This window comes from Streptomyces sp. NPDC033131 (assembly GCF_055578365.1).
On sequence record NZ_JBVIPA010000006.1, the window covers coordinates 274,841 to 297,849 of the forward strand.

18 protein-coding genes and 1 pseudogene are annotated in these 23,009 nt (G+C 69.0%); 9 read left to right on the top strand and 10 right to left on the bottom strand.

Annotated elements, in window-relative coordinates; all coding sequences use genetic code 11:
* Positions 1 to 374: 374 nt before the first annotated feature.
* From ACZ5XS_RS11670 to ACZ5XS_RS11690, 5 genes and pseudogenes are all read right to left on the bottom strand, one after another.
* Positions 375 to 473, bottom strand: a pseudogene (locus tag ACZ5XS_RS11670) (DNA-binding protein); the annotation flags it as partial.
* 139 nt (positions 474 to 612) lie between these two features.
* On the bottom strand, positions 613 to 1,368 hold the full coding sequence (locus ACZ5XS_RS11675; protein WP_468650128.1) for a carbohydrate ABC transporter permease: 756 nt from the start codon (positions 1,366 to 1,368) through the stop codon (positions 613 to 615).
* Between the two features lie 226 nt (positions 1,369 to 1,594).
* Positions 1,595 to 2,533: a carbohydrate ABC transporter permease gene (locus ACZ5XS_RS11680; RefSeq protein ID WP_468650130.1), complete on the bottom strand. Its 939-nt coding sequence runs from the start codon at positions 2,531 to 2,533 to the stop codon at positions 1,595 to 1,597.
* Positions 2,530 to 3,825, bottom strand: a complete 1,296-nt coding sequence (locus ACZ5XS_RS11685; RefSeq protein WP_468650132.1) for an ABC transporter substrate-binding protein — start codon at positions 3,823 to 3,825, stop codon at positions 2,530 to 2,532. Before ACZ5XS_RS11685 ends, ACZ5XS_RS11680 begins: the two co-directional genes overlap by 4 nt.
* A 36-nt stretch (positions 3,826 to 3,861) precedes the next feature.
* Entirely contained in the window at positions 3,862 to 5,898 is a 2,037-nt protein-coding gene (locus ACZ5XS_RS11690) for a glycoside hydrolase family 127 protein (RefSeq protein ID WP_468650134.1), read from the bottom strand.
* A gap of 298 nt (positions 5,899 to 6,196) precedes the next feature.
* Here ACZ5XS_RS11690 and ACZ5XS_RS11695 point away from each other — a divergent pair, with 298 nt between their 5' ends.
* The 4 genes from ACZ5XS_RS11695 (at position 6,197) to ACZ5XS_RS11710 (ending at position 10,404) form a co-directional block, all read left to right on the top strand.
* Positions 6,197 to 8,629 carry an ATP-binding SpoIIE family protein phosphatase gene (locus ACZ5XS_RS11695; RefSeq protein WP_468650136.1) on the top strand — a complete coding sequence of 811 codons (2,433 nt, stop codon included), beginning with the start codon at positions 6,197 to 6,199 and terminating at the stop codon, positions 8,627 to 8,629.
* On the top strand, positions 8,626 to 9,537 hold the full coding sequence (locus ACZ5XS_RS11700; RefSeq protein WP_468650138.1) for a LacI family DNA-binding transcriptional regulator: 912 nt from the start codon (positions 8,626 to 8,628) through the stop codon (positions 9,535 to 9,537). The genes ACZ5XS_RS11695 and ACZ5XS_RS11700 overlap by 4 nt, the downstream gene beginning before the upstream one ends.
* Before the next feature lie 59 nt (positions 9,538 to 9,596).
* Positions 9,597 to 9,815, top strand: a complete 219-nt coding sequence (locus ACZ5XS_RS11705; protein WP_468650140.1) for an IS3 family transposase — start codon at positions 9,597 to 9,599, stop codon at positions 9,813 to 9,815.
* Positions 9,816 to 10,221: 406 nt separating this feature from the next.
* Complete coding sequence (locus ACZ5XS_RS11710) at positions 10,222 to 10,404, top strand: hypothetical protein (RefSeq protein ID WP_468650142.1); 183 nt, start codon at positions 10,222 to 10,224, stop codon at positions 10,402 to 10,404.
* Between the two features lie 291 nt (positions 10,405 to 10,695).
* Here ACZ5XS_RS11710 and ACZ5XS_RS11715 read toward each other — a convergent pair whose 3' ends face one another.
* Positions 10,696 to 11,292, bottom strand: coding sequence for a hypothetical protein (locus ACZ5XS_RS11715; RefSeq protein ID WP_468650144.1), 597 nt, complete (start codon positions 11,290 to 11,292; stop codon positions 10,696 to 10,698).
* Between the two features lie 166 nt (positions 11,293 to 11,458).
* Between ACZ5XS_RS11715 and ACZ5XS_RS11720 the strand changes: the two genes are divergently transcribed.
* Entirely contained in the window at positions 11,459 to 12,043 is a 585-nt protein-coding gene (locus ACZ5XS_RS11720; RefSeq protein WP_468650145.1) for a TetR/AcrR family transcriptional regulator, read from the top strand.
* Positions 12,044 to 12,242: 199 nt separating this feature from the next.
* Here the strand turns inward: ACZ5XS_RS11720 and ACZ5XS_RS11725 are convergent, their stop codons facing one another.
* Positions 12,243 to 12,827: a hypothetical protein gene (locus ACZ5XS_RS11725; protein WP_468650147.1), complete on the bottom strand. Its 585-nt coding sequence runs from the start codon at positions 12,825 to 12,827 to the stop codon at positions 12,243 to 12,245.
* Between the two features lie 156 nt (positions 12,828 to 12,983).
* Between ACZ5XS_RS11725 and ACZ5XS_RS11730 the strand changes: the two genes are divergently transcribed.
* Entirely contained in the window at positions 12,984 to 13,595 is a 612-nt protein-coding gene (locus ACZ5XS_RS11730) for a TetR/AcrR family transcriptional regulator (RefSeq protein ID WP_468650149.1), read from the top strand.
* A gap of 530 nt (positions 13,596 to 14,125) precedes the next feature.
* Here the strand turns inward: ACZ5XS_RS11730 and ACZ5XS_RS11735 are convergent.
* Together ACZ5XS_RS11735 and ACZ5XS_RS11740 are read right to left on the bottom strand one after the other, a co-directional pair.
* Positions 14,126 to 15,922, bottom strand: a complete 1,797-nt coding sequence (locus ACZ5XS_RS11735) for a DUF6055 domain-containing protein (RefSeq protein WP_468650151.1) — start codon at positions 15,920 to 15,922, stop codon at positions 14,126 to 14,128.
* Positions 15,923 to 16,621: 699 nt separating this feature from the next.
* Positions 16,622 to 16,714, bottom strand: a complete 93-nt coding sequence (locus ACZ5XS_RS11740; RefSeq protein ID WP_468650153.1) for a transposase — start codon at positions 16,712 to 16,714, stop codon at positions 16,622 to 16,624.
* A gap of 194 nt (positions 16,715 to 16,908) precedes the next feature.
* On the opposite strand from ACZ5XS_RS11740, the gene ACZ5XS_RS11745 reads away from it, so the two are divergent.
* Both ACZ5XS_RS11745 and secD read left to right on the top strand, forming a co-directional pair.
* Positions 16,909 to 17,313 (top strand): hypothetical protein, encoded by a 405-nt coding sequence (locus ACZ5XS_RS11745; RefSeq protein WP_468650155.1) that lies wholly within the window; start codon positions 16,909 to 16,911, stop codon positions 17,311 to 17,313.
* 62 nt (positions 17,314 to 17,375) lie between these two features.
* Positions 17,376 to 19,718 carry a protein translocase subunit SecD gene (gene secD, locus ACZ5XS_RS11750; RefSeq protein WP_468650157.1) on the top strand — a complete coding sequence of 781 codons (2,343 nt, stop codon included), beginning with the start codon at positions 17,376 to 17,378 and terminating at the stop codon, positions 19,716 to 19,718.
* 355 nt (positions 19,719 to 20,073) lie between these two features.
* Here secD and ACZ5XS_RS11755 read toward each other — a convergent pair whose 3' ends face one another.
* Positions 20,074 to 21,339 (bottom strand): PucR family transcriptional regulator, encoded by a 1,266-nt coding sequence (locus tag ACZ5XS_RS11755; RefSeq protein WP_468650159.1) that lies wholly within the window; start codon positions 21,337 to 21,339, stop codon positions 20,074 to 20,076.
* A 365-nt stretch (positions 21,340 to 21,704) separates the two neighbouring features.
* Between ACZ5XS_RS11755 and ACZ5XS_RS11760 the strand changes: the two genes are divergently transcribed.
* Positions 21,705 to 22,550 carry a DUF4394 domain-containing protein gene (locus ACZ5XS_RS11760; RefSeq protein WP_468650161.1) on the top strand — a complete coding sequence of 282 codons (846 nt, stop codon included), beginning with the start codon at positions 21,705 to 21,707 and terminating at the stop codon, positions 22,548 to 22,550.
* Positions 22,551 to 23,009 lie beyond the last annotated feature (459 nt).

Sequence of the window (23,009 nt, forward strand, 5' to 3'; positions counted from 1 at the left end):
CCGTGAAGTCGATGTAACGCGCCGTTTTCCCGTTGGGCAGCAGGGCAATCGGCACTCGCTCACCGGCGAGCGACATCCGGTAGCGCGCACAGTCGTGCCACTCGTGTTCACTGTCGCAGTAGTAATCGCGCCAGCCCTGCAGACTCGACCTGAGGTAAGGGAAAAGGGGACACGTGGTCGCGTGTAAGCAGCTCACACTCTCTCCGTTCCGACGTGAACCGCCCGTACGCGGGTAGTTGTCGCCGGTGCTAGCTGTTCGTGCCTATCGCACAGTGGCCCGAGCTTGAGAAGTCAAGCACTGGCAAACCGGCACATGCAACGGGCACTCGCATCACGGAAGAGATTCATGTTCGACCGTTTGGGTGAGGATGCCGAATGCGCCGCTCCGCGATCAGCCGCCGGGGAAAGCGGGCCGTCGTGCCGAGCGGCTCGGCGACCTGGTCGACGGACAGATAGTGGTCGGTCTTCGACAGCGGCGGCGAGTACACCGCTGGGACGTCCTGCAGCCGGGCCCGACAGGCGCCAAGCAGACGGTTCGTTTGAGCCCCTGCCAGGGTGTTCGTGAGCTCCTCTGGGGACACTCGCGGCGGCCCCAGCAGCGGGCGGGCGATCTCACTTCTCCAGCGTGCTGAGCAGACCGCCGACGTAGTACTTCTGCAGAAGCAGATAGACGATCACGCAAGGGATGATCGTCACCGTGGTGCCGGCCTGGAGGACTCCCCAGTCGACGCGCCCGAGCGCACCACTGGCGAGCACGCTCAGGCTGACCGGCAAGGTGAATCTCTCCTGGTCGGTGATGAAAATCAGCGCGGCGAAGAACTCGTTCCAGGCGCTGAAGAAGGCGAGCAAGGCGGTGGCGACGACTCCCGGTGCGGTGACCGGCAGCATCACCCGGACCAGTGTCTGAAGGATTCCGCAGCCGTCGATCCGTGCGGCTTCCTCAAGGCTGCGGGGGACCGCCGCGAAGGAATTGCGCATCAGGAACAGCCCGAAAGGGAGCTGGAAAGTGGTGTAGACGAGGGTCAGTCCGAGGAGCGAGTTCAACAGACCCAGATGGTCGAGGAGCAGGTAGAGCGGGGTGATGAGCGCCTGGAAGGGGATCATGAAGGTGACGAGTGCGGCGAAGAACAGGAGGTTGCTGCCGGGGAAGCGCAGCCGTGCGAAGCCGTAGCCCGCGAGGGTGCTGAGGACCACCGTCGCCAGTGCGGTGCCCAGGGAGACCACCAGGCTGTTGCCGACGTTGGCCAGGACGTCGATCCCTCCGTCACCGGCCAGTGTTCGGTAGTGCTCCAGGGACAGATCGTGCGGGTAGCGGGTGGGGGGTGCGGTGGCTGCCTCGCTCGGCGTCTTGAGACTGTGCGCGATCATGACGTACAGCGGATACAGAAACAGTACGGCCAGGCTGGTGCAGACCGTCCACCACGCGGCCCGTGGCAGCGACCCGCGGAAGGTCGTGGGCGGCCGCTCGGGGGCCGCCTTGGGACGCGCCCGTCTTTCCGTCTCCGACGGACTGTGCTGGTGACTCACACGTTCCTCATGCCGTCTTGGCTCAGGTCTCAGGTCTGGTCTCTGGTCTCAGGTCTGGTCTCAGGTCTCAGGTCTCGGATCCGGCTTCGGACGAGCGGAGCAGATACATCTGGATCGCGCTGACCATCACGAGAGCGATCATGAGCAGGGCGGAGAAGGCGGCGCCGAGTCCGAGCCTGAACTGGATGAAGGACGTGCGGTAGATCTCGTACACGGCCGTGATCGTCGAGTTGGCGGGTCCGCCGCCGGTCATGATGAAGAACTGGTCGAAGGCGAGCAGCGAGCCGGCCACGGAGAAGACCAGGACCAGGGCCAGTGTGGGGCTCAGCAGCGGCAGGGTGATGTGCCGGAGGGTCTGCCACCGGTCCGCCCCGTCGACCCTGGCCGCCTCCTCCAACTCGACCGGGATCGCCCGCAGTCCTGCCAGCAGCAGAAGCATCTGCAGACCGACGATCTTCCAGGTCACCATGGCGATGACCACGAGCAGCGCGGATGTCGTTTCGCCGAACCAGTCGGTGTCGCGGCTCGCGAGGCCGAGGCGGTCGGCAAGGTCGCTGGTGGGTCCGATGCCGGACTGGAACATGAACAGCCAGAGAAAGGATCCCGAGGCGAGACCGATCACCACCGGCATGAAGTACACGCCCTGGAAGACGCGGGCCCCGCGATGCCCGGGCCGGACCAGCAGGGCGAGTGCGAACGCCGACACAAGCAGCACCGGCGTCGTGATCAGCGTGTACTCCAAGGTGAAGAGCACGGCATCGCGGAACGCGGCGTCGCCCAGAGCGTTCCGGTAGTTCTCCAGCCCGATGAAGCGGCGCGCTCCCAGCAGCGGCCAGTCGTGCAGCGACATCCACAGCGTCATCGCCAGGGGGACGTGGAAGAAGACGGCGATCAGCACCAGGGCGGGGGCCGTCAGGGCGGCCCCCGCCCATCGGTGTCGTCCGGCCCGGGCCGGCGTCGTCCGTCTCGGTGCGGCGTCACCCTTGAGCCCGAAGGGGGCGGTCATCCGTTCCGGCCCCGGGAGTCCGTACCCCGCGCCGCCCCGTCGATGATCTCCTGGGCTGCCTCCTGTCCCTGTTTCTGGGCCTCGGCGATGTCGCCGTCGAAGACGGCCCTGTTGATCATCTGGACCCAGGGTCCGTTGTTGTCGTTGAACAGTTCGTGCTCGACTGTGCTGTACGGCGTGCGGCCCTTGTCCAGGGCCTGGCTGAACAGTTTGTTGCGGGGGTCACGAGGGGCGTAGATCTCGTCGATCAGATCAGTGCGCACCGGGGTGATGTTGTTCTCGGCGAGCACCTTCTGGGCCTGTTCACCGGTGGCCCAGGTGACGAACTCCCGCGCCCCCTCCTTGTTGTCGCCGTTCTTCATGACGGCCATCTCGTCACCGCCCGCGAAGGAGGACCAGCCGCCGTCCTTGCCGGGCAGGGGGGCGACACCGAAGTCGAGGTCCGAGTCGTTCTTGAGGACCTGCGCGTAGAAGGCGCCGAGCGGCACCATGCCCACCGTGCCGCTCTGGAACGCGGCGGGCTGGTGGGTGCCGTTGTCCGTCCGGGACTGCTGTGGCATCGTGCCGTCGGTTTGCAGTCGGCGGTAGAAGGTCAGGGCATCGGTGACTTCCTGGGAGTCGAACCGGGCCTCGGAGCCGTCGTCGGAGAGAACCTCTCCGCCACTCGCCCAGACGTGCGGGGTGAACTCGAAGACGTTGCAGCCGCCGCACTGCCCGGCGATGGCGAATCCATGGATGTCCGGACCCAGGTCGCTGATCTTGTTGGCGGCGGAAATGATCTCCGCGTAGTTCTCCGGGGGCCGCTCCGGGTCGAGGCCGGCGGCTTTGAACAGGTCCTTGTTGTAGAAGAGCACCGACGCCTCACCGCTGAAGGGCAGTGCGTAGGTGCGTTCGTTGTAGGTGGCGAGTGCGCGGTGGGACGGGCTCAGGTCGTCCTTGTACGGCAGGTCGTCCGCCAGCTTTGTGATGTCCTCCAGGGTTCCGGTGGAGGCGAAGTACGGCAGATACACCAGGTCGATGGAGGCGACGTCGGGTGCGTTGTCGGTCGCGGCCGTGGTGGCGAGCTTCTGGACGAAGTTGGCGGCCGGGACGACGGTCACCTTCACCTTGGTGTCATGGCTGTCGTTCCAGGCGTCCGCGACCAGGTTGATGAATTCCTTCTGGGTGTCACGGGTCCACAGGCTGATGGTGTCGTCCGATGCCGAGGCGGACGGACCCGAGACGCCGCACCCTGCGACCAGCAGGGCCGCGGACATCAGGAGCGCACTCGCTGTTGTTGCTCTGTTTCTCATGACTTCCGTCCAAGGAGACGACGCGGCGGCGGGGATTCAGCAGCTGGGAAGCCAGACGCGCATGCTGCCCTGCTCGCGGTTGGCCCAGGCGTAGTAGGGGATGGCGGTCAGTTCGACGGGGACGGCTTCCTCGTCCCGGTCCCCCATGTCGCGCGGGGTCCGGTCGGCATCTCGCGCATTGCCCTGGACCGTGCGGTACGGCCACCAGTCGCCCCTCGCGGGCCTGGGCCGGCGCAGCAGGCCGGAGCCGACCAGGGTGGTGACGCCGCCCAGCAGGTCGGGACGGTGTCTGACGGTCGGCGCGGCGGTGGTGTCGAGCAGGATGTCGTCGAGAGGCGGGGTGCCCGGCTGATCGGTTTGCTCCAGGCAGTAGACGAGCGGTCCGCGTTCGAGGGCCACACAGCCGCGGACCGCGTCGACTCTGCTGTGGGCTGCGGTGAGCCGCGGCCGTATGCCCAGTTCCAGGACGACCGTGTCGCCGGGCCGCCAGGCACGGTGGATCCGCAGCCAGCCGTCCTGCCGCTCCGGCTGTCCGGCCCCGTCGGCGCGCCCGGTGTCCTCGGGGGTGGGCGTGACCGTGTAGTCCCGGCACCACTGCGGCACGCGCAGCGAGAGGGTCCACTCCCTGGGGCCAGCCTCGTCGACGGTCACCGTGGTCCGGCCCTGCCAGGGGTACTCGCTGTCCACTCGGACCGCGACGCGCCCGCCGGCGACCGACCCGCCGTACGCTCCGTCGGCGTACTGGTGCAGCTGCAGGCCGCCCGCATCGGTGCTGGCCACATAGTGGGGCAGGCTGGCGAGCAGCCGCATGACGTTCGGCGGACAGCAGGCGCAGGTGAACCAGGGTGCTCGGCGGGCTCCCTGGTCCCCGCCCTGGTACTCGTGGCCGTCACGCACCTGGAGTGGGTTGACGTAGAGCCAGCTTCGGCCGTCCAGGGAGACTCCGGCGAGGAAACCGTTGTAGAGGGTGCGCTCGATCAGGTCCGAGTAACGAGCCCGACCGGTGAGCAGCGCCATCCGCCAGCTCCACTGGATCGAGCCGATGGCCGCGCAGGTCTCGCAGTACGCGCGCTCGTTGGGCAGTTCGTAGGGGTCGCCGAACTCCTCCCACCTTTGGTGGGCTCCCACACCCCCGGTGAGATACGTCTTGGTGGTGGTCATCGCCTCCCACACCCGCTCCACCGCCGCGCGCAGTTCCGGCTCGCCGGTCTCGGCCGCCACATCGGTGGCCCCGGCCAGCAGATACAGCTGGCGTACGGCGTGGCCGGTCACTGTCCGGGATTCCCGCACGGGGACGTGGTCCTGGCAGTAGTCGGGGCCGGGGGCGAGGCCGCGGGGGTCGTCCTCGTCCAGCAGGCCGTGGCCACGCCGGTCGATGAAGTATCCGGCGAGGTTCAGGTAGCGGCGCTCACCGGTCTCGCGGTAGAGCTCCGCGAGGGCGGTCTCGATCTCGGGATGCCCGCAGATGCCGTCGACCGGCTTGCCGGGGCCGAAGGTGTCGTCGATGTGGTCGGCGAACCGGCGGGCGACGGTGAGCAGGTTCTCCTGTCCGGTGCTGCGGTGATGGGCGACGGCGGCCTGGATGAGATGGCCGGCGCAGTACAGCTCGTGGCCCAGGAGCAGCTCGGCGAAGCGCAGACCGGGCTGGGCCACCTGGTACCAGGTCTGCAGATAACCGTTGTCCTGCTGGGCCTCGGCGAGCAGCCGGATCATCGTGTCCACCGCCCCGGCCAGCGTGGACCGATCCGGTGTGTCGGGGTCCGCGAGCTGCCAGGAGGCCGCCTCCAGCCATTTGGTCACATCGCTGTCCAGAAAGGGCAGCCCGCCCCGGTACTCGCCGTCCGCGGTCCCGGCGGCCAGCCTCAGATTGTGCAGATTGCCGGCCGATTCCAGCAGGGCGGGCCCCTGGGGGATGCTCACCTCCGCGTTGACACGTCGACGCTCGTGCCAGAAACCTCCGGTGATCCGGGCGGCCTCGGCCGGCCGGAGCGCGACCCGGGCCCGGTCGCTGGGCCGGACAGGGCCCGGCGGCCGGGCCCGTACGGTCGGTGGGGCGGAGCGAGGAGGGGCCATGGGCGCACTTCCCTTTGGGTGGTATATCCCATATGTGAACTATAAGGACCCGGGGCGCGCATCGCGCCGCCGCGCCGAGTCCGAACGCGGGACCGCGTCGGCCGAAACCCTCGGCGCCCGGCTGCGGCCTGTCATCCACGCCGGAGCCCCGCCCGGCAGCCCGCGACCGGACATGACCCGCAAGGCGGCGACCCGAGGCCCGACAGCGCAGGTGCCGCAAATAATGTTTCATTGATATGTCCGCTATGCACAAGAATGGTAAGCGTCAAGGTGAGTGACGGCTGCGGGGTGAGCGACCATGGCACAGCGTGGCAGCGCTGCAGGCGAGAGCCCCCCTGCCCCACCATGGTCTTCAGCCGACCTGGCAACCCTCGTCGTCGGCGCACAGGGCACGGTGCTGCGCTGGAGCGATGACGCCCAACGCCTGCTCGGCCACTCCCCGGAGGTGGTGGGCCGCGCGGCTGCCGAGCTGCTCGCCGTGGACGCCTCCCATGCGGCCTGGAACGCCCTGGCCACAGGTGAGGCATGGAGCGGATCCGTGGCCGTACGCCATCGGGACGGTCACCGGCTCGATGTCGGCATGCGCGTCTGTCCGTCACTGGACGGCCAGGGCAAGGGCCACGAGTGGTCCGTCGTGACCGTCTCCCCGCACCCGTCCGGGAACGGGACCGAGAGTGAGTCCGACCGGGCGATGTGGGAGCAGCCCTTCGCCCAGGCGTCGGTCGCCCTCGCCATGTTCGACACGGAGCTGCGGTGCCAACAGGCCAACAGCCTCGTCGGCGACATGGTGGGCACCGCGGCGGCGCAACTGCGCGGACGGTCGTACGCGGACGTCCTTCCGGACGGCGCCGACGGGGCCTGGCACAAGCAGCTGCGGCGGGTCGCCGAGACCGGGTCACCGGCGCACTACGAGGACTACGTCGGTGACCGTGCCTGGAGCATCGAGATGTGGCCGGTCAAGGATCCCTTCGGCCGGGTCCGAGGAGTCGGCACCGCCGCGTTCGACAACAGTGCGCAGCACGGGGCCCACCAGCGGCTGGCCCTGCTGAACGAGGCCGGCACACGGATCGGCACCACCCTGGATGTGGGGCGCACCGCCCGGGAGCTGGCCGAGCTGCTGGCGCCACGGCTCGCCGACTTCGTCACCGTGGACCTCTTCGGCTCGGTCCTGGCGGGAGAGGAGCCGAAGGTGCGGGAGACAGGTGAACCCGTGCTGCTGCGCAGGGCCGCGTACCGGTGCGCCGTCGAGGGCGTCCCCCAGCTCGCCGTCGAGCTGGGCGCGGTCGTCGCCTACCCGCCGTTCTCTCCCCCGGCCCGCTGCCTCGCCGCCGGACGCCCCCTGCTGAGCGGATGGGACGACCCCGATTTCGTCAGGTGGATCGAGGGCGACGAGATCAGAAGCGTCGGCGTCCATCCCGACGGCATCCACACGGGCATGGCGGTGCCGCTGCGAGCCCGCGGCATCGTGCTCGGCGTGGCCATACTCTGGCGCTGGACCATCCCGGGGGCCTTCCAGCAGGACGACCTGCTGCTCGTCGAGGAACTGGCCGGCCGGGCCGCCGTCAGCATGGACAACGCGCGGCGCTACACCCGCGAGCGCGCCACCGCCCTCACCCTGCAACGCAGCCTGCTTCCGCAGGAGCTGCCCCAGCAGGCCGCGGTCGAGGCCGCCTTCCGCTATCTGCCGGCCAGTTCCGGGACCGGAGCGGGCGGCGACTGGTTCGATGTGATCCCGCTGTCCGGGACCCGGGTCGCTCTGGTCGTCGGCGATGTGGTCGGACACGGTGTCCACGCCTCCGCGGCCATGGGGCGGCTGCGTACCGCCGTGCGGACCCTCGCCGATGTCGACCTGCCGCCCGACGAGCTCCTCACCCACGTCGACGACCTGGTCACCCATCTCAGCGGCGCCGACGGGCTGGACCCCGCCGGACTGCCGGGCGAGTTCGGCGCCACCTGCCTGTACGCCGTCTACGACCCGGTGTCCCGTCACTGCGTCGTCGCCAGCGCCGGCCACCCCCCGCCAAGCGTCCTCTACCCCAACGGCACGGTCGCCACCATCGGTCTGAGCCCGGGGCCCCCGCTGGGCGTGGGTAGCGTGCCCTTCGAGGCCACGGAACTGGAGCTGCCCGAGAGCAGTGTGATCGTGCTGCACACCGATGGGCTGATCCACGCACCGGGCCGGGATCTCGACACGGGCTTCGCCCGGTTGCGCGACTCCCTGGCCACTGTCTCCCCCTCCTTGGAGAACACCTGCGACCGTCTGATCGGCTCCCTGCTGCCCGAGAGCCCCTCCGACGATGTCGCCCTGCTGGTCGCACGCACCCGCGCCCTCCACGCCGACCAGGTCGCCACCTGGGGCCTGCCCGTCGACCCCCAGGTCGTCGCGGACGCCCGGGCGCAGGCCACCCGCCAGTTGGCCGCCTGGGGGCTGGAGACGGCCTCGTTCGTCACCGAGCTGGTGGTCAGTGAACTCGTCACCAACGCCATCCGGTACGGCGGGCCCCCCATCCAGCTACGGCTGATCCGCGACCGCACCCTGATCTGCGAGGTCTCCGACGGCAGCAGTACCTCTCCCCATCTGCGCCGTGCCCGCACCTTCGACGAGGGAGGCCGCGGACTCCTCCTGGTCGCCCAGGTCAGCCAGGGCTGGGGCACCCGCCACACCGGCACCGGCAAGACCATCTGGACCGAGCAGCCCCTGCCCGACGACTCATGGTGGGCGGACCTGTGAACACGCAGGACGCCGGCGCCAATACGACCCCTGTGCCGACCGTCGACCAGACACGCGCGCTCGGGCTGGTCTTCCCGCCCGCCGACCACCACTACACCGCGATGCAGCTGGACTTCGTCGGCCGGGTGGCCGAGGCGGCCCAGACATACGACTACGACGTGCTGCTCACCACCGGCAGGGAGGTGGACGACCCGCCGTTCCAGCGGCTGCTGGCGGGAGGCCGGGTGGACGGCATCATCCTGATGGAGATCAAGCTGAAGGACTCGCGGGTCGACCACCTCACCGAGCTGGGTTGCCCCTTCGTCACGATCGGACGGCCCGGCATCGACGACGCCTGGTGGGTGGACCTGGACTTCGTGGCGCTCGGACGCAACTGCGTGCGGCACCTGGCCGACCTCGGTCACAGCACCATCTCGTTCGTCAACCGGTCGGAGCAGTTCTTCCGGTCCGGATACGAATCGGCGCACCGCGGACTCGAGGGGTTCAACCAGGGCATCGAGGAGCTGGGGCTTACCGGGCGCGCGTACTTCTGCGGCGACGACACGGCCGCCGGCGAAGCGTGCCTGGCACAGATTCTGCGGGACGACCCGGCCACCACAGCGGTGGCTACCCTGAGCGAGGCATCCGTGGGTGGTCTGTACCGCGGCCTGACGCGCGCCGGGCGGGTCGTGCCGCGCGACTTCTCGGTCGTCGGCCTGACGGCCGGTCCCGCCCTGACGGATACCGTGGTCCCGTCGCTCACGGCGGCCGAGGAACCGGTCGACGAGATCAGCCGGATCGCCGTCGAGCTGTTGATGGAGCGGCTGAAATCCCCCGACTCACCTCCCCGGAACGTTCTGCTGAGACCGCTGATCACCATCCGCTCCAGCACCGGCCCCTGCCTCTCGACACCGGACGCCTGGTACTGAAGCGTCACCGCGGCGGCCGACCGACGGGCCTGGTGTGACCTGCGCCGCCAGTCAGCGCGGTGAGTGGAGGTCACGCACGCGAAGCCGACCACGTCGCGTCGAAGGGAACGTGCGGTATTCCGCGTATCTTTGCCGAACTGCGCCGACAGGGCCGCCTGGCCAACCGCAAGCGCGTCGAGCGGCTCATGCGCGAGGATGGCATCGCCAGGCACAGCTGCCGCACCGGGCGTCGCAGCCCGACCCGGCCCGACCGCGAGGCCGCCCCGGCCCGGACCTGATCGGACGCGACGCCGGCCAGGACCGTGCCTGGCAGCCCAGAACGCACCGTGCCGTCCTCGAGGCGCTCGACCAGGACGGCCCCGCGGACCTCGGTGGTCGGGGAGGTGAGGTGTTTGAGGTCACTGAGGGCCTGGTAGGCGGCGGCCCGGTCGGCGAAGCGGAGGGCGACGGCATTGTCGTTCATGGTCATGTGGTGCTCCCTGGGTCTGGCGACTGGCGCCTATGTGAGACAGTATGTATCAGAAATGAATGTGAGTCAATTCGTCTCATAGATTGCTGTCAAGGAGTTGCCCGCCGCGCCACCGACCAGCACCGACCCGCGCCCGCCGTAGTCGCGGCGTATCCGCGAGAAGATGTTCGGTCAGACCGACGAGCACCTCACGAACCTGCTCGTCACGGCCGACCGTGGCGGATTCCGCCCCGGCATCGGGAACGAGCCCGGGAACCGGTCAGCCCACCTCCGGCCCCCTCCTGTTCCAGCGGTTCGTGCTCGATGTACGGCTGGACGACGGCATGGTGGCCGACGCGGCCCTCGCGCCCATGGCAGCCGGGCACATCACAGCCGAACGGGGCCGGGTCCGCAGCTGACGGCGGAGTGTCCTCGGGCCCGAACGACGCCGGGGGTGCGGCTGCCGTTCCGGCACAGCAGCGGCCAACTCGGGGGCCCCGTCAGCCGGCTGCAGGCGTTCAGGGATGGCCGCCGAGACCATGTTGCCCCGCCCATGCGGCCTCGGTCGGCGGACGCGGACGGTACGCCGCCGTCGCACCGGTGCCTCCGGAGGGCAGTGGCAGGGGAAGGTGGCGAGGGCGGGCCAAGGAGGCCCGCCCTCACCAGGCGGGGCAATAGGGGAGTTGCCCCGCGTCCATGGGCCGTCCCGGTTAGCCGGTGACCTCCTGATTCGGCGTCGCGGCGCCGTGCTTCACCTTCCGCTCGGCGCGCTTGAGCTCCCCCTCCTGCTTCACCCGGTCCTTCCTGGCCCGTTCGGCGGCTTCTTCCATGGCCTTCAGTTCGGCTCGCACATCGTCGGCCGGACGGCGCTCCAGGACGGCGCCGTAGCGCAGGGCCAGCAGGTCCAGGGCCTGGGTGTCACTCTCCACGACCTCGGTCAGGATGGCCGTGCCGCTTGGCGGGACGTGCTGGACGAAGGCGCCGACGGCAGTGATGCCCTGTTCGACCCGCTTGTAGTCGCGGCCTCCACCGATCAGCGCGCCGACGCCCCAGCCCATCAGGATGCCGAGAGGGCCGCCGAGGATGCCGACCATCGAGCCGACCAGCCCGCCGACCGCGGCGCCCTTTCCCTCCTCGGTGTCCATTCCCTCGGGGAAACGCACCGTGCCGTCCTCCAGGCGCTCGATCAGTACGGCGGCACGGACCTCCGTCGTGGCCGGGCTGAGGTGCTTCAGGTCACTGAGCGCCTGGTAGGCGGCGGCACGATCGGCGAAACGCAGGGCGACGGCGTTCTCGTTCGTAGACATGTTCTCTCCCTCGGTCGACAGACCCGCAACGGGCATGTGGGTGACGGTGGACAGCCGCGGTGCCGGCTTCGGCGGGACTTCCACCTCCATCTGTGAGACAGTATGTATCGAAGAAGAGTGTGGGTCAATACGTCTCACAGATTGCCGCGAGAGAAAAGGTGCCCAGATGCCCCGAACCCACCACGACCCCCGCGCCCTACGCAGCCGCGCCGCCGCCCTGGCCGCCGCCACCGAACTCCTCGTCGAAGGCGGCCCCGAAAACGTCACCCACGCCACCGTCGCCAAACGGGCCGGCATCGGCCGCGCCACCGTCTACCGACACTGGCCCGACCAGCAGACCCTCCTCATCGACGCACTCACCAACGACGTCCACCCTCTGCTCACCTTCGACGACAGCCCCGTCCGCGACCAACTCGTCACCCAGCTCGAACAGATGACCCATCGACTCAACCAACCGGGCGCGGTGTCGGTCCTCATCACGATCATTCAGCGGGCAGAGCGGGACGAGGACGCACGGCGCATCCGCGAGGAGATCTTCGGCCAGGCCGACGAGGGCTTCGCCCGCGCGCTCGCCGCCGCCGTCGAACGCGGTGAACTGCGCCCCGGCGTTCAGGAGCACGCCACGGATCTCATCGCCCACATCGTCGGCCCCCTGCTCTTCCAACGCTTCCTGCTCGGCGTACACCTCGACAAAGACCTGGTGGTCAGCCTGATCGACGCCGCGCTCGCACCCTGGCTCCCGAACGCGTGACCGTCCGACGCGGTCCGACGCGGTCCGATGCCGTCCGGTGCTGTCCGATGCCGAACGGCGCACCTTCGCCCCGGCCTCGTGCCCTCCTTCGGAGTGGGGGGACTCCGCAGGTCAAAGCGGTGAGGGTGGACCTGGCTGGTCCACCCTCACCATCCGGGACAGGGGGGGTGTCCGCCCCGGGTCTGCGGCGCTCGTCCGGCTACGCGGCGCTCTTCTGCTTCAGCACCGCAACGCCGTCCGCGGACTTCCTCGCAGCTTCGGGGCGTCCACGGTCGCGCCAGTCCTTCGCTTCTCCCCTCCCGATCTCACCGACGGCCTCTTCCATGGCCCCCGCCGCCCTGCGTGCGAGGTCGGCCGGGCGGCGCTCCAGGACGGCCGCGTACCACAGCGCCAGCAGGTTCAGGGTCTCGGTATCGGCTTCGCCGACCTCGGCGAGGATGACCGCGCCGTCAGGCGGGGCCTGTGCGGTGAAGGCATCGGCCGCGCCGCCGGCCCCAGTGGCCCGCCGATAGCCGTGGCGTTCCCCGATCAGCGTTCCGGTGTCCAAGGCCGCCGTAGTCCATCCGTAGCGCGGGCAGCTGCGGGCGTCAGCCGCCGCATTCCACCCCACACCCCCGTCCATGCCGTCGGTGACGCGCACCGCGCCGTCCTCAAAACGGTCGATCAGGGCGGCGCCGCGAACCTCGGCGTTGACGGAACCGAGGTTCCTCAGGCCGCCCAGCGCCTGGTAGGCGGCGGCGCGGTCGGTGAAGCGGAGCGTGATGACGTTCTCGTTCATGGGCATGAGCCGTCTCCTTGGGCCTGTGGCAGACCCACGACGGACCTGCGACTGACGGTGCTCGCACCGCAAGGCGCGTTTCCCACCCTCTGTGAGACAGCATGTACCGTAGAGAAGTGTGAGTCAATCAGTCTCACAAATTTCCCTGGAAGAGATGCCCAGATGCCCCGAACCCACCACGACCCTCGCGCCCTGCGCAGCCGCGCCGCCGCCCTGGCCGCCGCCACCGAACTCCTCGTCGAAGGCGGCCCCGAAAACGTCACCCACGCCACCGTCGCCAAACGGGCCGGCATCGGCCGCGCCACCGTCTACCGGCACTGGCCCGACCAGCAGACCCTCCTCATCGACGCACTCACCAACGACATCCACCCCCTGCTCACCTTCGACGACAGCCCCGTCCGCGACCAACTCGTCACCCAGCTCCAACGGCAGACCGACTGGCTCAACCAACCCGCCTCCGCATCGGTCATCGCCACGGTCGTCGAACGAGCCGAACGAGCCGAACGAGCCGAACGAGCCGAGCGCGACGAGAACGCACGACGCATCCGCGAGGACATGTTCGACCGGGAGGACCAGCACTTCACGGAGGCGCTCATGGCCGCCGTCCAACGCGGCGAACTGCGCACCGGCGTCCAGGCACACGCCAGGCAACTCATCTCCCGCATCATCGGACCCCTGTTCTTCCGGCGCTCCATGCTCGGCGAACGGCTCGACAAGGACACCGTCGCAAGCGAGGTCGACACCGCACTCGCCCCCTGGCTGCCGAACACGTGACAGACCAACACAGACCAAAACAGACCAACACAGCCCGACACAGAGCAACACGGAGCAGCGGGCCAGACCCGCGCTGCTAGTGCCGCGGCACAGGTTTACGCGGAGCGGCCGCACCGGTTGGTCCCGCGACTCCATAGGTGCGCCGCCTCAACAGACGTGCATCAGACCTGCATCCACAATGGACACCGCGACATCGGTGGCAATGGCCCCGTACGTAAGCCTCGGGCCGTGCACGCTCCAGGCAGGATCCTGCTGGATCCGGCCCTGGCGTCGCACTCGGCGGGGGCGTTCCGGCCTGGCAGCTCACACTCCCCGACACCCACGCCCACGCCCACGCCCCCGCGTCCATGCGGTGAACTGGTCACGTCGGCGCCGGCGCCGACAGCGCCGAACCGCCGCCCGCCACTGCCACTACGGACGGCGGGGTCACTCGTTCGAGGGGCGGGCGCACGGAACCGTCCGTGACCGCCGATCGGCCTCCGCACTCCCGCCCCTCGACGTTTGCCCAGGCATCAAAGTCCTGCTGGAGACTAGATCGTGATCGCCAACTCCGCGTCCGTGAACGTCCCGTGGGACGGATTGACGTCGCTCTCACCCGGACGGCCGTCGCAGCCGCGGTCCGGGTTGAACATCAGGTACGTGCCGGAGGAGCAGGAGATCCACATCTCGGCGTCACCGCCCAGCACCAGGTTCCCCGACAGGTTGGCGCCGCCCTGCACTATGGCGTTGTCCCGCACGACGACGTTGCCGCCGACCGTGGCGTCGGAGTTGACCCAGGCCAGTCCCTCGATGCGGGCGTTGCCCGTGACGGTGGAGTTGCCGAAGACCGCGGCGCGCGGGCCGACGTAGGCGCTGGAGGCGACGTTGGCCCGGTTGTCGACCCAGCCGCCGCCGTTGGAGTGCCAGTGGCCGCCGCCGGTCGCGGCAGGCTTCTGGTAACCGGGTTCGTGGCCGGAGGGGGTGGCGCCGGCGATCCGGAACTCGTACGGGTAGCGGTGGTTCTTGGTGTAGCCGTCCAGGAAGGCGTAGTGGTGGACCGTGGCGGGGGTGCCGGTGACCACCAGGTAGACCTCCTTCTCACCCGGTTGGGTCTGGAAGCTGATCTGACCGTCGGCGCCGCTCGACACGGCCCCGTAGCGCGGGGTGCCGTTGCGGACCGCCACGAAGCCGTACGACCATCCGGAGCCGGCCGCCGCGTTCGCATGGCCCTTGAGGTGCAGCTTGATCAGGGCCCCGTCGCTCGACGGGACCAGCTTGATCTTGTTGTAGCCGTAGTCGGACGGGGCCAGGGCGTCCGGGATCGCGTAGTGGCCGGTCGACTGGTTCACCGCGGTCACGGGGACGCCGTTGTAGGCGTTGATGAAGCCCGCGCCGTACATGTTGTTGATGAACGGCATGATGTGGGCGCGGTTGGAGTAGTCGTACGTGACCTGGCGCTGGCCGTACTCGGCGATCCGGGTGTTGAGCTGGGCCTGGGTCAGGTTGTTGATGCGGCGGTAGGTCTCCAGCGGGTGCTCGTTGCTTCTGGCCTGGTTCCAGAGGTCGTTGAAGGTCTTGATGCCGCCGTACTTGTCGACGAGGTACTGGACCAGCATCCAGTTGCCGTAGTGGTGGCGGCTGGAGGAGTACGCCAGGTTCTCGGTGCGCAGGAACCGGGTGAGGTCGCCCGCGCCGCCGTTCGGATACACCTGCATCGCCATGAACTCGGCGCTGGTCTCCCAGAAGGTGCCGGCGGACTGGTCGGTGAATCCCACTCCCCCGCCCTTGCCGAGGAACGTGTAGTTCTGTAACACGTGGCCGAGTTCGTGCGCCAGACCCCAGGAGCCGGGGGCCGCGGCGGCGGGGGCGATGTTGATGACGCCCACCCTGCCGTCCGCCGAGCCGCCGGTGGCCCAGGCGTCGAGGGCGGTGCGGTTCCAGGTCCGGGTGACGATCACGTCGATCTTGTGCTGTGCCAGCAGGCCCGATTCCGGCGTGAACCTCATCGAGTTCACGTAGAAGGAGTAGAGGTTCTCCAGTTGGGCGAGGATGTTGTCCGGGTCGAAGCGGTAGTTGCCGGGCGCGTTCCTTGGATCGGTGCCCGACTTCTCACCCCAGAGGAGAACGAAGTTCGCCGACTCCTTGGTGCGGTTCTGCGTCCAGGGGACCTCACCGGTGGCGGCCCAACTCGGCGGAATGTAAACGGTCTTGGCCGCCGCGGCAGCAGGTTGCCCAGCGGTGTCAGCGGCCGCCGGGGCGACGCCGAGGGCTGCGGCCAGGGCCCAGATCGCCAGTAAGGCCCAAATGCGACGAGTGCATGTCAGAAGTGGATGTGTGGGGGTCATCATGCGCGGCTCTCACTCTCAGTTCGACGAAAAGAGACGACTTCACTTCCTCGCCTGAGCGGCGACATGATGCCATGGGAGCGCTCCCATCACTATGGTCGTGCACGGAGTGAACCTGCGGGCTCTTCGCCGGAGGGCTGCGCACTGGCGAATCTCCCTAAGCGGCCATGCCGACCAGCCGAGCCAGGCGCAGCGCCCGTTCATCAGACGCTCTGCCCGCCACCCTATGGGCAACACCGTGCCCACAGAGTGCCCATAAGAGCGGACAACCACGGTCGACAACGGTACGACCAGACCCGCGCGACGACTCCGGCACACTGAATCCCCGCAGGTCGACAGCGCTGGGACCGCCCAAGCGCCGTGGCTTCCCAAGCTGAGAGTGCGAGTTCGATTCTCGTCACCCGCTCCATTCGAACCCCCAGGTCAGAGGCCCGGGGGTTCTTTATTGTCTAGACCGGTGGGCTAGGTGCGCACCAAAACCGCACCATTAGCTCTCGGCAGCGCGACTGTCTCGGAGGACCTGCCCGCGCGAACCATCGTGTGCGTGAGGGTGGCGCCCGAGCGGGGGCGGCTCGCCGCTGGATGTGACCTCCCGGCGAGCGCCGGCAAACGCACATCTGCCTTCCTGGCGAGGAGTGCATCGCCGACCTCCGCGTACGGCACAAGCGCCTGGCCACGATCCAGCGGGCGGACGGAACACCGTCATCGATGCACACCCTTCCACGGCCCGAACTCTGGCGGCAGGTCGTGCCAGGGCGATCCGGTAGGGCACTTCCACGCGATCGCCTCGATCACCAGCCCCGCTGCGGGACTCAGCCCGGAAGCAATGGCTCGATACGCACCTCGCCGGCAGCAACATTCCTGCGTGAGTCGGGAACCTCCGGACGCCCGACGGCGTTCGTGTCATTGACGGCCGGACGAGCCGAGCCGTCGGCTCAAAGTGCTCAACTGCTGATTCCGTACGACGACTTGGCCGGGGGGCAAGAGGCGTGCAGCAGCACCGCGCACACCCGACGCGCTCGGCCGCCGTCGTGCTCTCCGCGCTGCTCGCGGTCCTGACCTTCCTCCTGCCGGTGTCGGGCAAGTCGATGCCGACGTCCCGCCCGTCCTCGACGGGCACGGCCGCGGCGGCGACCGCGCAGGCGTCCGCGACCCCCGACGCGCAGCGACCCGTCCCCGTGGCGCACTCCGTGCTCGGCCACGCCGACGCCGTGCCGTACCCGTACCACGGCTTCCTGGGTCCTGGCACCGGGAACGCAGCCCCGCACCGCGCTGTCGGCGGTCCCGCCGTGGCCGTGGCGGTCGCGGCCGCAGAAGCGAGCCGGGGCACCCACGCGTATCGCCCACGCGGCCCGCCGTGCCGACGGAGCACCGAAGTCCGTATCGACGCCTGACCGTTGGCCTCCGCGCCCGGGGCAGACGTCGACTCCGTCTGCCTGCCCATCGTGGAGAACTCATGTCTCGCGCCCCCATGTGGCGGGCGATCGTCGCCCTAGGTGTGATCGCCGCCTCGCTCTTCTTCGCTCTCACCCAGTCCGCCCGCCTCGGCCTCGACCTGCGCGGCGGCACCCAGATCGTCCTGGAGACCAAGGACTCACCCCTGGTCAAGGCCAATGACGAATCGACCCAGCGGGCCCTGGAGGTGCTCCGCCAGCGGGTCGACGCGCTCGGCGTGTCCGAGCCGAGCCTGTACCGGTCCGGACAGCAGCGGATCTTAGTCGAGCTGCCCGACGTACAGGACCCACGCGAGGCCGCCGAAATCATCGGCCGCACCGCGCAGTTGACCGTCCACCCCGTGCAGGGCGAGACGTACCAGCAGGACGCGAACAATGGGAAGCCGGCCAGGGACGGCTCGCGCACCCTGGCCGACCCCGACCAAAAGGGGGCGCTCCTCAAGCTCGGGCCCACCGTCCTCAACGGCGAGGGCGTCAGGGACGCCGAGGCAGTGCTCGACCAACAGACGGTGTCGGGCTGGATGGTCAACCTCGCCTTCCGCGGGCAGGCAGGCAAGGACTGGGCACGGGTCACCGGGGCGGCGGCCTGTGCCCCCCAGGGCGCCCCCGAGCGGCGCGTCGCCATCGTCCTGGACGGGAAGGTCCTCTCGGCGCCCAGCGTCAACGCGGATGTGGCGTGCCAGGTCGGCATCTCCGGCGGCTCCACGCAGATTACCGGCGGCTTCGACCGAGAAGAGGCCCGCGATCTGGCCGCGCTCGTCAAGGGCGGTGCGCTGCCGGTGCCCGTAGAGGTCGTGGAGCAGCGCACCGTCGGCCCCACGCTCGGTGCCGACGCCATCGCCGCCAGCACCCAGGCCGCGATCATCGGGCTCGCGCTGACAGGGCTGTTCATCCTCGTCGTCTACCGGCTCCTCGGCGCCCTGGCCACCATCGCGCTCGCGCTGTACGGGCTGATCTCCTACGCCGTACTGATCGCTCTGGGCGCCACCCTGACACTGCCCGGACTCGCCGGTTTCGTCCTGGCGATCGGCATGGCGGTGGACGCGAACGTGCTGGTCTTCGAGCGTGCCCGAGAGGAGTATCTGGGAGCCCGCGCCCTGAAGTCGGCCTCGGCGCACCTGGACAAGCCGCTGAGCATCGGCTTCAGCAAGGCATGGAGCGCGGTCGTCGACTCGAATGTGACCACGCTGCTCGCGGCCGGGCTGCTCTTCTTCTTCGCCACCGGACCCGTCAAGGGCTTCGGCGTCACGCTCTCCATCGGTGTCCTCGCCTCGATGATCTCAGCCCTTGTGATCACCCGGGTCCTCGCCGACTTCGCGATCCAGGGCCGCTTCGTGCGCAACCGGCCCGGCCTGACCGGGATCACCTCCAATGGCCGGGTGCGTGCCTGGCTCGCGCGCCGCAAACCCCGCCTGGTGCACCACCGGCGCCGCTGGCTCGGCGTCAGCGCGCTGCTGATCGTGGTTGCCGGCGCCGGAATCGGCCTGCGCGGCCTGGAGTTCGGAGTGGAGTTCACCGGCGGGCGCCTGGTGGAGTACAGCACCAGCAGGCCCGTGGACGTAGACGCAGCACGTACGGCGGTCACGGACGCCGGGTTCCCGCGCGCGGTGGTGCAGGAGTCGGGGGACGGGGACATCTCGGTACGCACCGGCGAGCTGAGCAACGACCAGCAGCACACGATCAGAACGGCGCTGGCGAATGAGGGCGGTGAGGTCACCGTCGAGCGGGACGAGCTGATCGGCCCGAGCCTCGGCGACGAGCTGCGCCAGCACGCGCTCATCGCGCTCGGCATCGCCGTCGCGACCCAGCTGATCTACCTCAGCGTGCGGTTCCGGTGGACGTTCGCCGCCGCGGCGGTGTCGGCCATGATGCACGACGTGCTGCTTGTGGTGGGCCTGTTCGCCTGGCTCGGCAAGCCCGTCGACAGCGTCTTCCTGGCGGCCCTGCTTACGGTCATCGGGTACTCCGTCAATGACACCGTTGTCGTCTTCGACCGGGTGCGCGAGGCGCGCCGCCGCGATCCGGCGGCGGACCTGGAAAGCACCGCGAACAAGGCCGTCATCCAGACGCTGCCGCGCACTGTGAACACCGGTATGGGCGCGCTGTTCATCCTGGCGGCCCTGGCCGTGCTCGGCGGTGACTCGCTCGCGGACTTCTCCGTGGCGCTGATCGCCGGCGTGGTGATCGGTATGGCATCGACGGTGTTCACCGCCGTGCCGATCGCCGTGCAGCTTGAGGGCAGCCGCCCGGCGCCGCCAGTGCGCCCCAGGCGCAGCGAGGACAGCGGGGTGCGCGGTCCGCTGGAGCGACGCGGGCGGGCGCGGGATTCAGGCGCTGTGGTGTGAGGGCGTGCGGAGGCTCGTGGGGAAGACGCGGATAGCCGGGCGCATCCCCCTGTCCGGCTGTGCAACGTGCAGCATGCTCCTCGTTCGACGCCCTTACCCCTCTATGGCGACAGACGCACGTTTCCTACAAGTGGCTCGGCAGTGTTTCCGCAGGCTGATCAGCCGGAGGCGGTCCACCTGGATGAAGAACTGAGGGCCGGCACGGTGGTGGGCGTTTTCCCAGCCCACCATGGTGCCGGCGGACTCCTCGGGGACCGGCTGCGCGCAGGCTGCGTAGCCCGCGCACCCCCGGCGCCGCCTGGCACCGGGCCGACACACTGATGAGACGCATCCTGAGACCGCTGGACCACCCGGTTCAGTGCCACGCTTCCGACAGGCGCCGCGTGACGACCGAGCTGAAGATGCGCACGCCGCGCGTCGAGCCGGGATCGATGCCGGTGAGCTCCCGCACCCGGCGGAGGCGATAGTCCAGGGTGCGGGGGTGGACGTTGAGGGCCGCCGCCGTGGCGCCGCGGTGCATGTCGTGGTGATAGTACGCGTCAAGCGTGACAAGGAGGTCCGGGCCGGGCTGCAGGCTCCGGCCCACGGCGTGGAGCCATTCGCCGACGAACGGCGCGTCCGCAACGGCGAGTTCGACGAACACGTCCGCCACAGTGTGCGGCCGCAGCCGGGCGGACGCCCGCCGCAGCGGCGCCGCCCTGCTGATCCGCCGGGCCAGGTCGAGGGCGTCGGCAACCTCGGACAGCGGTGAGGTGGCGGTGCCGGCGGCGCAGGGGCGACCGAGAGCCTGGGCAAAGTCCCGTACGAGATCGGATACGAGGTCGGGCAAGAGGTCGGGGGCGAGGTCGGGTACGGAGTGGGGCTGTACGGTCTCGGCTGTACTGGGCCCCGGAGATGCCTGGGGTGTGGGGGGACGCAAGGGAATCAGGGCAATCAGTTCACCGCTCCTGCTTCCACTGCCCGGGCACCACGTGATCGGCGCGTGGTGGGTTTTCACCAGCGCCTCGATCTCTCTTTCCAGGTCGCGATCGCCGACGGGACGGTCCGGCACCCGGATCACCGTCACGGCGCAGTGCTCGGGCAGGTCCATACCCAGTGCCGAAGCGAGTTCCGTCGATATGGGGTCTCCGCTCAGCAACGACCTGGCCAGCAGGGCGGCCTGCTCGACGTATGGCAGACGGTGTCGCAGCGCCGTCACGAATCCCTGGCTGTAGGCACGGATACCGCGTTCTCCCTGCGGGGCGAACCAGTTCATCATCCGCATGAGTTCGTCGACGCCGACGCCGCGCTGAGCTTCGGTCGCTTCGTTGATCTCGCGCAGCATGAGTGAGGTGTGCAGTCGCAGGACCCGCTGCCGTGCGTCGAGCGGCACCCCCGCCGCGGCCCGCGACTCGCCGATCGCCGCGATGTAGCCGAGGTCGTCGTCGCTCAATTCGCCGTTGTCCGGGGATAGTTGGACCGTACGGCGCCGCAGCCACAACGCGTACTCCAGCGTCTCGGCCCGCGCCCGGGAGTTCGTGTCCAGGAACCCGAACTCCGGAATCTCACGCGCGTACGCCTCGACCTCCCGGCGCGCGTTGGCCGACGCCTGCCGGGCCAACTCGGCGAAGAGGCTCCCCATGGGCGCGAGCATGCCATTCCGGCCGAAGAAGCCGACAGGGGAAATCCGGACGGCGCTTATCACTCTGCGCACATCGGAGACGACCGCGTCTGGGGCACTTTGTCACAGTGCGCAAAATCCCTGGATCGGGGCATTCCCATCGCCTGATCCACTTGTGGAGACACTGTGAACTGGCCTTAATAGGAACCGCGTACCGGCCCGTGGGGGAACACCACAGCATTCATTCCGGCCACCACTTCGGATCAGCGCGGGAATCGGTACGGGAATCTCTCATCTGCGCGCCACTCAATGACGCTTGTCCAAACGGGAGGGAAACACCGATGAAAGCAGGAACGAGAAAGAGAATCGCGGCGGCGGTAGCGGTCATGGCCACGTCGACAGCGCTCATGCTGAGCGCGCCGGGCAGTGGCTCGGCCGCTCCCACCGCCACTCCCAGCCTGCGCGCGTTCGGGATCACAGGTGACGGCACCCAGATGGCCACGTTCACCACCGACCGGCCGAACGTGCTCGACTGGGTCAGGGACGTCATCGGGCTCAGCGGCGACACGGCTCTGATCGGCATCGACTTCCGGGTACAGAACGGCCTGATGTACGGCGTCGGCAACCAGGGCGGCATCTACACGATCAAGACCCCTCCGGCCACCGCGGACGTCGTGATCACCAAGGTGTCCCAGCTCCAGTACACGCTGAACGGCACGAACTTCGGCGTCGACTTCAACCCGGCCGCCGACCGGCTGCGTGTGATCAGCGACAAAGGCCAGAATCTGCGGCACAACCTCAACGACCACACGACCATCCAGGACCTGAACCTCACCACCCCGCCGACCGAGGGCACGACCAAGGGCATCTCCGCCGCCGCCTACACGAACAACGACCTCAACGGGGCCACCGCGACCACGCTGTTCGACATCAACACGAACAGCGACCAGGTCGTCATCCAGTCTCCGGCCAACAACGGCACGCTGGCACCGACCGGCAGCCTCGGCATCGACGCGCAGATCAACGCCGGCATGGACATCTTCAGCACCATGTCGGGCGGCAAGACGGTCAGCAACGCCGCCTTCGCCACTCTCACCGCCTCCGGCGCCAACAGGCCCTCCCTCTACAGCGTCAACCTCTTCACCGGCGAGGCCACGCTCGTGTCCGATGCCCTCACGGCCAAGTTCCCCTTGAACATCACGGACCTGGCCATCTCCCTCACCGGCAGCTGAGCCCCTCCCGCAGGTCACGTACTCGCCGCGGCCCGGCCGCTTCCGGGCCGCGGCGAGCCTGAGACGTGGCCCTTCGGGCACACCAAGTCGCGGCCGTTCCTGATCGGGCTGCCCTGGACAGCACACCTGCACATGGCCTCGACCACGCCGCGACGACCACCGGCCTCGCGGACCTGCCCGGATCAGGGGACAACCACTGATCGGTGCCGTGGAGCTGCCGGGCTCCGGCTAGCCCTGCAGGCCAGGTGTCGGATGCATCGCCGGAGCCGTTCCGAGCCACCTCCTCCCCGAGTTGTTCGGCCGCCGCTGATCCCTCCTCTATGTGCTCCCGCAACGGCGGCCTCCCGGCAAACGCTCGCTTCCAAGGCTCGGCCGCTCGTCAGCCGCCAGAACGGGGCCTCCACATCTCCGAGCCGACGGCGTGCCCAAAGCGTGCCCACAAGACCGGTAAAACACTGT

What these genes read in the sequence shown, in the direction of transcription:
- ACZ5XS_RS11755 (WP_468650159.1), bottom strand. Translation starts at nt 21,339, where the DNA reads ATGGGGAGCCTCTTCGCCGAGTTGGCCCGGCAGGCGTCGGCCAACGCG.
- ACZ5XS_RS11715 (WP_468650144.1), bottom strand. Translation starts at nt 11,292, where the DNA reads ATGTCTACGAACGAGAACGCCGTCGCCCTGCGTTTCGCCGATCGTGCC.
- ACZ5XS_RS11680 (WP_468650130.1), bottom strand. Translation starts at nt 2,533, where the DNA reads ATGACCGCCCCCTTCGGGCTCAAGGGTGACGCCGCACCGAGACGGACG.
- ACZ5XS_RS11725 (WP_468650147.1), bottom strand. Translation starts at nt 12,827, where the DNA reads ATGCCCATGAACGAGAACGTCATCACGCTCCGCTTCACCGACCGCGCC.
- ACZ5XS_RS11690 (WP_468650134.1), bottom strand. Translation starts at nt 5,898, where the DNA reads ATGGCCCCTCCTCGCTCCGCCCCACCGACCGTACGGGCCCGGCCGCCG.
- ACZ5XS_RS11760 (WP_468650161.1), top strand. Translation starts at nt 21,705, where the DNA reads ATGGCCACGTCGACAGCGCTCATGCTGAGCGCGCCGGGCAGTGGCTCG.
- ACZ5XS_RS11720 (WP_468650145.1), top strand. Translation starts at nt 11,459, where the DNA reads ATGCCCCGAACCCACCACGACCCCCGCGCCCTACGCAGCCGCGCCGCC.
- ACZ5XS_RS11730 (WP_468650149.1), top strand. Translation starts at nt 12,984, where the DNA reads ATGCCCCGAACCCACCACGACCCTCGCGCCCTGCGCAGCCGCGCCGCC.
- ACZ5XS_RS11735 (WP_468650151.1), bottom strand. Translation starts at nt 15,922, where the DNA reads ATGATGACCCCCACACATCCACTTCTGACATGCACTCGTCGCATTTGG.
- ACZ5XS_RS11685 (WP_468650132.1), bottom strand. Translation starts at nt 3,825, where the DNA reads ATGAGAAACAGAGCAACAACAGCGAGTGCGCTCCTGATGTCCGCGGCC.
- ACZ5XS_RS11675 (WP_468650128.1), bottom strand. Translation starts at nt 1,368, where the DNA reads ATGATCGCGCACAGTCTCAAGACGCCGAGCGAGGCAGCCACCGCACCC.
- ACZ5XS_RS11695 (WP_468650136.1), top strand. Translation starts at nt 6,197, where the DNA reads ATGGCACAGCGTGGCAGCGCTGCAGGCGAGAGCCCCCCTGCCCCACCA.
- secD (WP_468650157.1), top strand. Translation starts at nt 17,376, where the DNA reads ATGTCTCGCGCCCCCATGTGGCGGGCGATCGTCGCCCTAGGTGTGATC.